The sequence below is a fragment of the Marinospirillum alkaliphilum DSM 21637 genome (assembly GCF_900119735.1).
GTDB lineage: Bacteria > Pseudomonadota > Gammaproteobacteria > Pseudomonadales > Halomonadaceae > Marinospirillum > Marinospirillum alkaliphilum.
Genome location: NZ_FPJW01000001.1, coordinates 480,402 through 493,694, shown reverse-complemented (window position 1 = coordinate 493,694; position 13,293 = coordinate 480,402). Strand labels below are relative to the sequence as shown.

Annotated in this window: 13 protein-coding genes; 2 read left to right on the top strand and 11 right to left on the bottom strand. The window is 54.5% G+C overall.

From position 1 onward, the window contains the following. Positions 1-41 precede the first annotated feature (41 nt). Positions 42-581 carry a DUF2062 domain-containing protein gene (locus tag BT114_RS02375; RefSeq protein WP_072324692.1) on the top strand — a complete coding sequence of 180 codons (540 nt, stop codon included), beginning with the start codon at positions 42-44 and terminating at the stop codon, positions 579-581. A 6-nt stretch (positions 582-587) separates the two neighbouring features. Here BT114_RS02375 and BT114_RS02370 read toward each other — a convergent pair whose 3' ends face one another. After that, positions 588-1,304, bottom strand: a complete 717-nt coding sequence (locus BT114_RS02370; protein ID WP_072324691.1) for an ABC transporter ATP-binding protein — start codon at positions 1,302-1,304, stop codon at positions 588-590. Beyond that, positions 1,297-2,535: a lipoprotein-releasing ABC transporter permease subunit gene (locus BT114_RS02365; protein ID WP_072324690.1), complete on the bottom strand. Its 1,239-nt coding sequence runs from the start codon at positions 2,533-2,535 to the stop codon at positions 1,297-1,299. The genes BT114_RS02370 and BT114_RS02365 overlap by 8 nt, the downstream gene beginning before the upstream one ends. A gap of 50 nt (positions 2,536-2,585) precedes the next feature. Between BT114_RS02365 and BT114_RS02360 the strand changes: the two genes are divergently transcribed. Next, positions 2,586-3,455, top strand: coding sequence for a hypothetical protein (locus BT114_RS02360; RefSeq protein WP_072324689.1), 870 nt, complete (start codon positions 2,586-2,588; stop codon positions 3,453-3,455). 178 nt (positions 3,456-3,633) lie between these two features. On the opposite strand, the gene sthA is transcribed toward BT114_RS02360, so the two are convergent. The 9 genes from sthA to BT114_RS02315 form a co-directional block, all read right to left on the bottom strand. Then, on the bottom strand, positions 3,634-5,028 hold the full coding sequence (sthA, locus tag BT114_RS02355) for a Si-specific NAD(P)(+) transhydrogenase (protein ID WP_072324688.1): 1,395 nt from the start codon (positions 5,026-5,028) through the stop codon (positions 3,634-3,636). A gap of 95 nt (positions 5,029-5,123) precedes the next feature. Beyond that, entirely contained in the window at positions 5,124-5,366 is a 243-nt protein-coding gene (nqrM, locus tag BT114_RS02350) for a (Na+)-NQR maturation NqrM (protein ID WP_072324687.1), read from the bottom strand. 97 nt (positions 5,367-5,463) lie between these two features. After that, positions 5,464-6,699 carry an NADH:ubiquinone reductase (Na(+)-transporting) subunit F gene (gene nqrF, locus BT114_RS02345; RefSeq protein ID WP_072324686.1) on the bottom strand — a complete coding sequence of 412 codons (1,236 nt, stop codon included), beginning with the start codon at positions 6,697-6,699 and terminating at the stop codon, positions 5,464-5,466. A 35-nt stretch (positions 6,700-6,734) separates the two neighbouring features. After that, entirely contained in the window at positions 6,735-7,355 is a 621-nt protein-coding gene (gene nqrE, locus BT114_RS02340) for an NADH:ubiquinone reductase (Na(+)-transporting) subunit E (protein WP_072324685.1), read from the bottom strand. Between the two features lie 3 nt (positions 7,356-7,358). Then, positions 7,359-8,027, bottom strand: a complete 669-nt coding sequence (locus tag BT114_RS02335) for an NADH:ubiquinone reductase (Na(+)-transporting) subunit D (protein ID WP_072324684.1) — start codon at positions 8,025-8,027, stop codon at positions 7,359-7,361. Between the two features lie 2 nt (positions 8,028-8,029). Further along, on the bottom strand, positions 8,030-8,794 hold the full coding sequence (locus BT114_RS02330) for a Na(+)-translocating NADH-quinone reductase subunit C (protein ID WP_072324683.1): 765 nt from the start codon (positions 8,792-8,794) through the stop codon (positions 8,030-8,032). Beyond that, the gene (locus BT114_RS02325) at positions 8,787-9,995 is read right to left on the bottom strand and encodes an NADH:ubiquinone reductase (Na(+)-transporting) subunit B (RefSeq protein WP_072324879.1); all 1,209 of its coding nucleotides are present in this window, start codon (positions 9,993-9,995) and stop codon (positions 8,787-8,789) included. The genes BT114_RS02330 and BT114_RS02325 overlap by 8 nt, the downstream gene beginning before the upstream one ends. A 2-nt stretch (positions 9,996-9,997) precedes the next feature. Beyond that, a complete protein-coding gene (locus tag BT114_RS02320; protein WP_072324682.1) occupies positions 9,998-11,359 on the bottom strand; it encodes a Na(+)-translocating NADH-quinone reductase subunit A in 1,362 nt (453 codons plus the stop codon). Between the two features lie 304 nt (positions 11,360-11,663). Continuing rightward, positions 11,664-13,121 (bottom strand): glyceraldehyde-3-phosphate dehydrogenase, encoded by a 1,458-nt coding sequence (locus BT114_RS02315; protein WP_072324681.1) that lies wholly within the window; start codon positions 13,119-13,121, stop codon positions 11,664-11,666. Positions 13,122-13,293: the final 172 nt, after the last annotated feature.

The window sequence follows — 13,293 nt, the reverse complement described above, 5'->3', positions numbered from 1 at the left end:
TCATAATACGCGCACTTTTTGAAGAGGTACTGGCACAGATCATGCCCCGCAAGTTTATCAAGCGCTATTTGCCCAAGCCTGAAAAACTCCGCCAACAGAAATCCCTCGGTTTCATCGCCAGTCATCTGGGTGATCCGGGGCTATGGACCTTGACCCGCAACTCCGTGGCGGGCGCTTTCAGCATTGGGTTGTTTTTTGCTTTTATGCCGATGCCTTTTCAGATGCTGCCTGCTGCCCTGCTGGCCATTTTGTTCCGAGTGAACTTGCCCATTTCTGTGGGCATGGTCTGGATCAGTAATCCCATCACCATGCCTGCCATGCTTTATGTCTGTTATCTATTGGGTGCCTGGATGCTGGACATGCCCGTTCATCCCCGCCCCGCGGAAGGCATGCTGGACTGGATCTCTGCCCAGTTCACCCACGTCTGGAAACCCCTGCTACTGGGTTGTGTGGTGGTGGGAGCAACAGCCTCCCTGCTGGCCAATATTGCCGTGCGACTGATCTGGCGCTGGCATGTCTCTTCCCTCTGGAATCGCCGACAATACAAACGCCTGCCACCACCACCGCCAAAAGATCAGTAAGAGGCATCACCCCGGCTGATGTTCTTCCACCAGCCGGCCATCATCCAGCCGCAGGATGCGGCTTTGTTGCATGGCTAATTTAGGGTCGTGAGTGACGATGACAAAGGCGGTGCCGGAGTTTTCTGCCAGTTCGCGGATCATGTCCTGTACCTGGGCTGCAGTGTGCTGGTCGAGGTTGCCGGTGGGTTCATCCAGCAGCACACAGCCGGGTTCTCCGACCAATGCGCGGGCCAGTGCCACACGCTGGCGTTCACCACCGGAAAGTTCTGCCGGTTTGTGATCCGCCCGGTGTGCCAGATTGACCCGTTCCAGCAGTTTCATGGCACTGGCTTTGGCCTTGTCCATGGTTTCACCCCGCAACAACAGTGGCATGGCGGCATTTTCCAGTGCGGTGAATTCAGCCAGCAGGTGGTGAAACTGGTACACAAATCCCAGATGACGATTACGCAGGAAGCCTCGCTGCTTTTCGCTCAGATCAGCATAACTTTTACCCGCCAGCTCCACCCGCCCTTCACTGGGCAGATCCAGCCCACCCAGCAGGTTTAACAGGGTGGTTTTGCCAGAGCCGGAACTGCCAATGATCGCCAGCCGGTCACCTGGGTGAATGTCCAGGTCAATGCCTGCCAGCACCTCAACATCCTGCGGGCCTTCGGTATAGATTTTTTTCAGCGCCTGACAGCGCAGTACTGCCTGATTCATCTTGTTGTTTCCCTGTTCAGTCATGACGCAAGGCATCCGCCGGTTGCACACGGGATGCTCGCCAGGCCGGGTAAAGGGTGGACAGCAGGCTCAGCAGTAATGCCGCCAGCGTAATGAAACGCACATCATCAAAGCGCAGCTCGGATGGCAGGTAGTTGATGAAGTAAACATTGGCATCGAGGAATTGAATACCCAGCAGCCCTTCAATCCACAACACCAGGTCACTGACATTCAGTGCCAGAATGATGCCCAGTAGGACCCCGACCACCGTGCCCACCACACCGATGGTCAGCCCCTGCACCATAAAGATTCCCATGATGGTGGCCGGGCTGGCACCCAAGGTGCGCAGGATGGCAATGTCGGACTGTTTGTCAGTCACCACCATCACCAGCGTGGAAACAATGTTGAAGGCTGCCACCGCCACAATGATCATCAACAGCAGACCGATCATGCGTTTTTCCATCTGGATGGCCTGAAACAGGTTGCCCTGCGTCTGGGTCCAGTCCTGCCCCCGATAGGGATGCCCCAACTGGTTGACCAGTTCACGGGTGATGCGGGGCGCCTGGAACAGGTCATCCAGCTGCAGTCGAATGCCTTCAATGCCATCGCCCATACGCATCAGGGTTTGCATGTCCTGCAGGTGCACATACGCCAGATTGCCATCCAGCTCCGCCCCGACACTGAAGGTACCCAGCACCGTGAAGCGCTTCAGGCGTGGAAAAACACCGGCCGGGGTGATGGAGGCCTCCGGCAGCAGCAGCGTCACCTGATCACCCAGTGACACACGTAGGAAACGCGCCAGTAGATCACCAATGATGATGCCGTATTCACCCGGCTGCAGATCATCCAGTTGCACACCACGCAGGTGGTTGCCGATGATCGACACCTGGCCTTCCCACTCTGGCAGAATGCCGGACACCAGTGCACCGCGATGATTGCCCCGATGCATCAGCATGCCCTGGGTATTGATAAACGGTGCAGCCCCCTGAACACCGGGATACTGCTGCAAGCGCTCGGCAATATCCGGCCAGTTGGAAAAGTCCTGATAGTTTTTGATGGCAAGATGAGGCACCATACCAAGAATGCGCTGCCGCAGTTCCCGGTCAAAACCGTTCATCACCGACAGAACTAAAATCAGCACTGCCACACCCAGGGTCATGCCCAGCATGGATGTGAGGGAGATAAAGGATATAAAATGGTTTCTGCGCTTGGCGCGGGTGTAACGCAGTCCGATCAGCAGTGGTATTGATGCCATGTAAGACCAGCTTCCTTAAGATGTGAAGTCGCTCATTGTAAGGGAAAAACATGAACACACACTATCGTCTTCTGTCCCAGCTGGACAGCTGTTTCGAGATGCTGGTGAACAGCCTCGAAACCCTGTCTGATCTGCTGGATGAAGCACAGCCTGCTTGCTGGATGCTTGGCTGTCAGACAGAAGAAGACAGCCGCCGTAGCCTGCATCACAGCCTGCAGGATCTCTGGTATCTGGATGGGCAGGATGGTCGCGCCACGCGCAGTTATCCGGGGCTGGTGGCCTGTGATCCGGTGATCTGGGATCAACTGGGCAGTGTGAACTACTGCAAGGTCACCTTTTCCCGCGCCATTGAAGCCATTCGCCGGGAAAGCCCCGATGAGCTACCCGAAGCCCGTGAACGCCTGGCTGCTCGTCATCGAGCCCTGCATGCCCACCTGACCGATGAAGGCCTGGCAAGACTGCACCTGAAACAGAGCTGGCGACAGATACCGGGATGTGAGACAGCACTGGAGCAAATCCGTTTCAGTTGGTACACCAGTGGCCGCAGTATTCGCCGCATCAGCCGCAAAGAAGCCGAATACCGCCTGCTGCAGATGAATACTGAAGCGCCCCATATCCAGATTCAGCTGAAAAAACTGGCTGCACTGCCGCTGGATGAGCCCTTGGCGCAGGTGCAGACCCAGGCTCCTTTGATGCGCGCCAATCTGTTTTTCAAAGATCAGTTACCTGGCCTGCCGGATCGTAAAGCCATCAATGCCGCCATGCCGCTGTTTGTGTTATCACCGGATGGCAAACTCCCCCCCTTCAACATCCCGTCCAGTGAACCACCAGAAAAACGCCAGCGTGCCGTGCGCTCAGACAACCGCCTGGATGACACGCCTTTCCTGCCCAGCATTCGGGTTTATCGATACAGCCAATAACCTTGTTCGTATTAACGGTGGACAGGTTGCAGGCATACTGGTTCTGGCCAACACCTGGGGGCCTTGTCAACACTAGGGGTCCTGGTCAACACTACGCACCGTGCCTGGCGCACCCATAAAAAAAGCCGGAGGTTTCCCCCCGGCTCAGCAAAGCTTTCACTTACATGTTGAACGCAGGTCAGAACACCCGGTTCAGGCCGTTGATGGCTGCTACGCGATAAGCCTCAGCCATGGTTGGGTAGTTGAAGGTGGTGTTGATGAAGTATTTGAGGGTGTTACCACCACCCTTCTGTGCCATTACAGCCTGACCGATGTGCACAATTTCCGAGGCCTGGTCACCAAAGCAGTGGATACCCAGGATTTCCAGAGTTTCGCGGTGGAACAGGATTTTCAGCATGCCCACTGGTTCACCGGTGATCTGGGCACGGGCCAGGGTGCGGAAGAAAGCCTGCCCAACTTCATAGGGAATTTTTTCTTCGGTCAGTTCGCGCTCGGTTTTACCGATGGAGCTGATTTCAGGAATGGTGTAGATGCCGGTGGGCACGTCATCAATGAAGCGGAAATCCGGTTCTTCCAGGAAGTCAGCTGCCGCAGAACGCCCTTGGTCATAAGACGCTGAAGCCAGGCTGGGCCAGCCGATCACATCACCCGCTGCATAAATGTGCGGAATGGCGGTGCGATAGTGGTCATCCACCTGCAACTGACCGCGGGAATTGGCTTCCAGACCGATGTTTTCCAGGCCCAGATCCGCGGTGTTACCGGTACGGCCATTACACCACATGAAGGCATCGGCCTTGAGCTTCTTGCCGCTTTTCAGGTGCAGCGCCACACCCTGCTCAACCACTTCAACCTTTTCATATTCTTCGTTGTGGCGAATCAGCACCCCATTGTTGCGCAGGTGGTAGCTGAGGCCATCAGAAATCTCATCATCCAGGAAAGACAACAGACGATCACGGTTGTCGATCAAATCGACCTTCACACCCAGGCCGCTGAAAATGGAAGCATATTCACAGCCGATGACACCGGCACCATAAATGATGATGGAGCGTGGAGTGTGGGACAGGCCCAGGATGGAGTCGGAGCAGTAGATGCGCGGGTGATCAAAGTTGATGTCTGCCGGACGATAGGGGCTGGAGCCGGTGGCAATGATGATCTTCTGGGCTTTCAGGAATTCGATGCCGCTGTTGAAATCACGCACTTCCACCGTGTGGGGATCAACAAAGCGGGCCTTGCCAAAAAACACATCCGCACGGTTGCGGGCATAAAAACCGGTGCGCAGGGACACCTGCTTTTCGATCACACGCTTGGAGCGCTCCAGCACCTTGGGAAAGGAGAACCAACGGGGCTCACCAATGTCACGGAACATGCGATTGGTGTTGAACTGGATAATCTGTTTGACCGCATGACGCAGCGCCTTGGATGGGATGGTGCCTTTGTGGGTACAGTTACCACCAACTGAACGCTGGTCTTCCACTACAGCCACCTTTTTGCCGTGCTTGGCAGCATTCATGGCAGCGCCTTCCCCGGCAGGTCCGGTCCCGATCACAATCACGTCATAGTTATAAACGGCCATTCACTACCCCTTGTATTTCAGTATTTTACCCTCGTTATTGCCGTTATGATGACCAATCAGTCACTGAAGGGCAATAGGGCTTTGGAAGCAGGTTATCATTTACGCGTTGCATCATAAGCCAGGTCGGCTGCTGATGACTTGCGCGCCTTGCGATTTTTCTGTTGTTCGGTTTCGCAGATGTCCTTGTTACCACCGCAGATATCGCATTCAGTATCCATACCCAGCGCACTCATGCCACCGCAGGAACCGGCAATCGGTTTACGCCCCATCAGTACACCCACCGACATGATCAGGATAATGGTGCCCAGCACCAGCAGGGTTAAAAAGAAGGTTTGCATTGTTGACCTCGTTAAAAAGAACAAAGGGTTGCCTCTGGTTAAGAGACAACCCCATGCGTCTAACAATTCCGTGAATTGAAACTGTCAGTCTGTTGCATTAGCCACCGAAGTCATCCAGCAGGATGTTCTCAGGCTCAACACCCATGTCTTCCAGCAGCTTGATGACAGCAGCGTTCATCATGGGCGGTCCGCACATGTAGAACTCGCAGTCTTCTGGTGCAACGTGGTCCTTCAGGTAGTTTTCATAAAGCACGTTATGAATGAAGCCTGTTGGGCCAGTCCAGTTGTCTTCCGGCAGCGGATCAGACAAGGCCAGGTGCCAGGAGAAGTTTTCATTTTCTTCAGCCAGCTTGTCGAACTCTTCCACGTAGAAGGCTTCGCGCAGTGAACGAGCACCGTACCAGAAGCTGATCTTGCGCTTGGAGTGCAGGCGCTTGAGCTGGTCAAAAATGTGCGAGCGCATCGGCGCCATACCGGCACCACCACCCACAAACACCATTTCGGCATCGGTTTCCTTGGCAAAGAACTCACCAAAAGGACCGTACACATCAATCTTGTCACCCGGCTTCAGACTGAAGACGTAAGACGACATGATGCCGGGCGGCAGGTCATCACGACCGGGCGGCGGTGAAGCGATACGGATGTTGAACTTCACCAGACCACGCTCTTCCGGGTAATTAGCCATGGAGTAAGCACGGATGGTGGGTTCAGTGCACTTGGACACATACTTCCATACATTGAACTTGTCCCAGTCAGGACGGTACTCTTCCTGAATGTCGAAGTCCTTGTAATGAACGGTGTGCGCCGGGCACTCGAGCTGCACATAACCACCGGCACGGAACTCGACGTTTTCGCCTTCCGGCAGTTTCAGCGTCAGTTCCTTGATGAAGGTGGCTACGTTGGGGTTGGATACCACTTCGCAGGTCCACTTCTTCACACCGAAGACTTCTTCGTGCACTTCGATTTTCATGTCCTGCTTGACCGGCACCTGACAAGACAGGCGCCAGCCTTCTTTTTTCTCACGCATGGTGAAGGCAGATTCTTCGGTCGGAAGAATCGAGCCGCCACCTTCCAGTACCCGGCAGGTACACTGGGCACAAGAGCCACCACCGCCACAAGCGGATGACAGGAAAATGCCATTCGCTGCCAGGGTGGTCAGCAGTTTGCCGCCCGCCGCAGTAACGATGGTGTGATTGGGATCACCATTGATTTCAATGGTGACGTTACCCGAGCTAACAAGCTTGCTGCGGGCCGCCAGGATCACCAGGACGAGACTAACCACGACCAAGGTGAACATGACGACGCCCAGCAGAATGATGGTTGAGTCGACCATGTTAATACCCTTTCCTTAACCTGTTCATGAGCGGCTTACAGCTGCACGCCGGAGAAAGACATGAAGCCCAGAGACATCAGGCCCACCACAATGAAGGTGATGCCCAGACCCTGCAGACCCGCAGGGACGTCACTGTATTTCAGTTTCTCGCGGATACCGGCCAGAGCCACGATTGCCAGAGCCCAGCCAACGCCAGCACCAGCACCGTAAACCACTGACTCACCAAGGTTGTAATCGCGCTCCACCATGAACAGGGAAGCACCAAGAATGGCACAGTTCACAGTGATCAGCGGCAGGAATACACCCAGGGCGTTGTACAGCGCCGGTACGTATTTATCCAGGAACATTTCCAGAATCTGAACCATCGCGGCGATAACACCGATGTAGCTCAGCAGTCCCAGGAAGGACAGGTCAATGTTTTCTGCACCGGCAATGCCGGTCCAGGTCAGTGCGCCTTCACGCAGCAGGCCATTGTAGATCAGGTTGTTGACCGGCACGGTGATGGCCAGCACCACCACAACCGCAACACCCAGACCAAAGGCTGCATCAATCTTCTTGGATACCGCCAGGAAGGTACACATGCCCAGGAAGAAAGCCAGTGCCATGTTCTCCACGAACACTGACGAGATAAACAGCGACAGATAATGTTCAAACATGATTTACATCGCCTCCCCGGGTTTGGTGTTGTGGGTGATCTTGAACTCTGGCACTTCATTCTGCTCCGGATACCAGGAGCGAATGGCCCAGATCATCAGACCAATGATGAAGAAGGCAGAAGGTGGCAGCAGCATCATGCCGTTAGCCACATACCAACCGCCATCTTTGGACAGTTCCAGAATCTGGATGCCAAACAGACTGCCGGCACCAAAGAGTTCACGGAAGAAGCCCACGACCAACAACACCATGCCGTAGCCCAGACCATTACCAATACCATCCATGAAGCTCATGCCCGGACCATTTTTCATGGCATAGGCTTCTGCGCGCCCCATAACAATACAGTTGGTGATGATCAGACCCACAAACACTGACAACTGGCGACTGATGTCATAAGCAAAAGCCTTGAGCACCTGGTCAACCAGAATAACCAGCGAAGCAATGATGGTCATCTGCACAATAATACGGATGCTGGTGGGAATGTGATTCCGGATCAGCGATACCGACAAGTTGGAGAAAGCTGTTACAAAAATAACCGCAAAGGTCATGACCAGCGCAACACTCATGCTGGTGGTCACTGCCAGTGCAGAACATACACCCAGTACCTGAAGGGCAATGGGGTTGTTCTTGAACACCGGATTGATCAGAACTGTTTTCGGAGTTTCAGTTGCCATGATTAGACTCCCTGCCGAAATTTAGCCAGGAAAGGTCCGTAGCCACGCTCACCGGTCCAGAACTGCAGCAGGTTGGTTACACCACGCGCAGTCAGGGTCGCACCGGCCAGGGTATCCACCTGGTGATCCGGATCCGGATTACTGGCCAGACCCAGACGGGGTTGCATGGAATCCTCAGCAAAAACACGCTTGCCGGGCCACTGGGCTTTCCAGTTAGCGTTGTCCACTTCACCACCCAGGCCGGGGGTTTCAGCATGCTGATAGAAACCCAGGCCAGCAATGGTAGAGCCATCACCTTCCAGGGCCAGGAAGCCATAGAGGGTGGACCACAGACCAGAACCACGTACTGGAATGATGATGCGATCAGGATTGTCCACATCACCCACCAGGTACACCAGACCATAGTGTTCCAGACGGCGAATACCCGCTGGATCTACAGCCAGACGCTCTGAAGTGGCAGGCTCAGCGGCTGCACGCAGCTGATCAAACTCGTTAGGATTGATATGGTCAACATATTGGCCGGTACGCAGGTCAACAACCTTCACCTGAATCTTGTCAAACTCAGCGTTGACGCGCTCGCGGGTTGCTTCACGCGGCTGAATCAGACCGGCAGCCACCAGAATGTTGGTGCGGCGATCATGTTCCTGGTTGGCAACTTGCAGCGGCTTGAGAGCCACGGCAGCGCCAGAGACGATGACCGAACAGACCAAACACAGCAGGAAAGCAACGGTCAGAGTCTTTTTGATTGAATCATTGCTCTTAGACATTGCGCAGCATCCTCCGCTTGATGTTTGCCTTCACCACCATACTGTCAATCAGCGGTGCAAACAGGTTGGCAAACAGAATGGCCAGCATGATGCCTTCCGGGAAGGCCGGGTTGATGACACGAATCAGCACAGTCATGATGCCGATCAGTGCACCGAACACCAGCTTGCCCTGATTGGTCATGGAGGCAGACACCGGGTCGGTGGCCATGAACACCATGCCGAAGGCAAACCCACCGATCACCAGATGCCAGTACCAGGGCATGGCAAACATGGCGTTGGTTTCGGAACCAATCATGTTGAACAGCGTAGAGGTGAATACCATGCCGAGCATGACACCGGCCATGATGCGCCAGGAGGCAATGCGGGTCAGCAACAGGATTGCGCCACCAATGAAGATTGCCAGGGTGGAGGTTTCACCAATGGAGCCAGGCATCACGCCAATGAAGGCATCCCACCAGCTCAGCTGCTGCTGCAGGCTGGCCATGCCATCCTGATAGGCAACAGACAGTGCGGTAGCACCGGTGTAACCGTCAGCGGCAACCCACACTGCATCACCGGAAATTTCTGCCGGATAAGCAAAGTAGAGGAAAGCACGGCCAGTCAGTGCCGGGTTCAGGAAGTTCTTACCAGTACCGCCGAAGATTTCCTTACCAATCACCACACCGAAGGTGATGCCCAGTGCAACCTGCCACAGGGGAATGGTGGACGGCAGAATCAGTGCAAACAGCACGGAAGTCACAAAGAAACCTTCGTTGACTTCATGGCCACGACGCATGGCAAACAGCACTTCCCAGAAACCGCCGACAATAAAGGTCACGGCATAAATGGGAATGAAGTAGGTTGCCCCGTGGATGATGTTGTCCCAGATACTGTTTGGATCATAGCTACCAGCACCCAGCAGCACTACAAAGCTTTCACGCAGGCCACCCAGGGAACCAAAACCGGCATCAATGGCGGTATTGGCGTGGTAACCGGCATTCCACATGCCGAAGAACATGGCCGGGAAAGTACAGAACCACACAGTGATCATGATGCGCTTCAGATCCACGCCATCACGAACAAACGCAGTGGTTTTGGCCACACTCGGAGGAGAATAAAAAATGGTATCAACGGCTTCATAGAGCGCGTACCACTTTTCGTACTTGCCACCCTTGTGGAAGTGGGGCTCCATGGCGTCCAGAAGTTTACGTATAGCCTTCATCATCAGCCCTCTTTCTCGATCAGCGTCAGGTTGTCACGCAGGATCGGACCGTATTCATACTTGCCAGGACACACGTAGGTGCACAGGGCCAGGTCCTCTTCATCCAGCTCCAGACAACCCAGCTGCATGGCCACTTCCACATCACCAACAATCAGTGTGCGCAGCAGCTGCGTGGGCAGAATATCCAGCGGCATGACTTTTTCGTAAGCGCCTACCGGTACCATGGCCCGCTCGGAGCCGTTGGTAGAGGTATTCGGCGCAAAACGCTGACCCAGACCAAAGAAGCTGGACAGGTAGATGCCCATCACCGAGTGACGGTTGCTGCCCGGCAGACCTGGAGACAACCAGCCGAGGAACTGACGGTTGCTGCCGTCTGCCAGCACCGAAACCTGATTGTGGTAACGACCCAGATAAGCCAGCGGTCCATTGGCAGCACGGCCACCAAAGACAGAACCGGAAATCAGCTGAGTGCCATTGGGGGCATTCACTTCACCAGCCAGCAGATCATTCAGATCAGCGCCGACACGGGTACGAACCAGGCGCGGCTCTTTAACCAGCGGACCAGCAATGGCCACCACACGGGAAGGATTCAGCTTACCGGTCAGGAACAGGTGACCGACAGCAATCACGTCCTGATAGCCCAGGTGCCAAACTTGTTTCTTGGCACTGACCGGATCAAGGAAATGAATGTGGGTACCGACCAGACCAGCAGGGTGCACACCTTCAAACTCGGCTACTTCAAAAGAGCCGCCGGTGATTACCGGAAGATCAGCGCCGGTTTTTTTACAGATGAAGGTCTTGCCTTCGGTCAGCTTGCTGACCACCTTCAGACCGGCCAGGAAGGCTTCTTTCTGTTCGGCAATGATGACTGCCGGATCAGCAGCCAGGGGGTGGGTATCAATCGCGGTGACAAACACCGAGCTGGGTTTGGCATCCAGCGCTGGAACACGACTGAAAGGCCGGGTTCTGAAGGCAGTCCACAAGCCGGAGTCAACCAACTGCTGCTGCACTTGCTCGCGATTCAGGCCATCCAGCTGACTTTCACCATAAGCGGTGAACTCAACAGCTGTTTCCTGCTCCGCTACTTCAATCACTACGGACTGCAGTGCGCGACGGTGACCACGATTGATGGCTACCACCTTGCCTGCTGCGGGTGCCGTGTACTGCACACCTGCGGTTTTTTTGTCCGTAAAAAGGATCTGACCCAGTTTCACCTCGTCACCTTCCTGGACTGCCATGGTCGGCTTCATGCCGACATAGTCAGGTCCAAGGACTGCAACTGAGCGCACTGCCTTGCCGTCCGAGATGGACTGCTGCGGTGCGCCGGCGATGGGTAGATCAAGGCCACGCTTGATTTTAATCATAGGTCTCGCCCAATCACCAAGTTTAAAGACACAGCTTTTTAAAGCTAAGGTTTTACATCAAAAAAATCGTGTCTCGCCCTGCAGCTTGCTCGGCGGTTGTCTGCACCACCCTGCAGGACTTGAAGTATTCGCTGACCCGTTTTTTCCGCGTCCATTTGTCGCAGCGGATGGGTCATAAAATTGGGAGCATTATAAAGACCCTGCCCCCTGATGGCTACTCAACTCAAGGATCATTTGACCTGAAACAGATAAAAAAAGGCTGTAAGCCAAAAGCTTACAGCCTTTTATCAGTATGACCGAAGGGTCAGTCGCGATCAGCCGGGAAGTAGGGGAACTTCACGTTGGCAATATCCTGCAGGATACGCACCACCTGACAGCTGTAACCGAACTCGTTGTCATACCATACGTAGAGAACAGCCTGTTTGCCACTGACGATGGTGGCCTTGCCATCCACAATGCCGGCGTGACGGTTGCCAACAAAGTCCGAGGACACCACTTCTGCAGACTCAACAAAGTCGATCTGTTTTTGCATCGGTGAGTAGAGGGCGGTCCAGCTCAGGTAGTTGTTCAACTCTTCAACACTGGTCTCCTGATTCAGGGTCAGATTCAGGATCGCCATGGAAACGTTGGGGATCGGCACACGAATGGCGTTGCCGGTCAGTTTGCCAGCCAGTTCCGGCAGTGCCTTGGCAACCGCTTTTGCTGCGCCGGTTTCGGTCAACACCATGTTCATGGCAGCAGAACGACCACGGCGATCTCCCTTGTGGAAGTTGTCGATCAGGTTCTGGTCGTTGGTGTAAGCATGCACGGTTTCCACGTGACCACTGACCACACCGAACTTGTCATTCACTGCTTTTAATACCGGCACGATGGCGTTAGTGGTACAGGACGCTGCAGAGATGATCTTGTCATCATCCGTCAGTGTCTTGTCATTGATGCCATAAACAATGTTCTTGATGTCACCCTTGCCCGGCGCAGTCAACAGCGCACGGGCAGCACCCGGACAGGCCAGGTGTTGACTGAGGCCTTTTTCATCACGCCAGATACCAGTGTTATCGACCACCAGGGCATTGCTGATGCCGTATTTGGTGTAATCAACCTCTTCGGGTGAATTGGCATAGATGAACTGGATGTAGTTACCGTTGACAATCAGTGCCTTATTTTCGCTATCGATGGAAATGGTGCCATTGAACGGGCCATGTACCGAGTCACGACGCAGCAGACTGGCACGCTTTTCCAGGTCACCATCCTTGCCGCCACGCACGACCACAGCACGCAAGCGCAGCAGGCTACCGCCACCGGCTTTTTCAATCAGGATGCGCGCGACCAGACGACCGATGCGACCAAAACCGTAGAGCACCACGTCTTTTGGTTCACCACCCAGATCAGCATCCTTGTGCTTACCCAGAATTGAACCCATTTCAGCCTGCAGGAAGGCTTCCATGTCGCCACCGCCCTGCTTGCGGAATTTGGCAGCCAGCTTGCCGATATCCACGTGAGCGGGAGCAGGCTTGAGTTTCAGCAGTGTTTCCAGCAGCAGATGGCTGTCACGCACATCCAGCTCGTCACCTTCCACCTGACGCACAAAACGGTGATCCTTCAGAATGCGGATGGCGGAACGATTCACCAGTGCACGACCGAAGATGGAGGTGACCACATTGTATTTGCGGTACAGGCGTCCAATCATCGGGATCATGGCTTCAGCAGTGGATTCACGCTCTTGCCAGTCTTCGAAGTAGGAATCCAGTTTAGTGTCAGTCACGGGGGCTGCCTCTCATTGATTGATTAATACTTTTGCACGGCTTTTCAGGTTCACACTGGGCGATTCATTGAAGACCAGGTACCCATTTTTTGGGCGCTATTATGCTTGCTGAAGGCAAAGCAGGCAAATCAGTCACCCACTGACACCTTTATACTTTGGAGTGACGCAGACA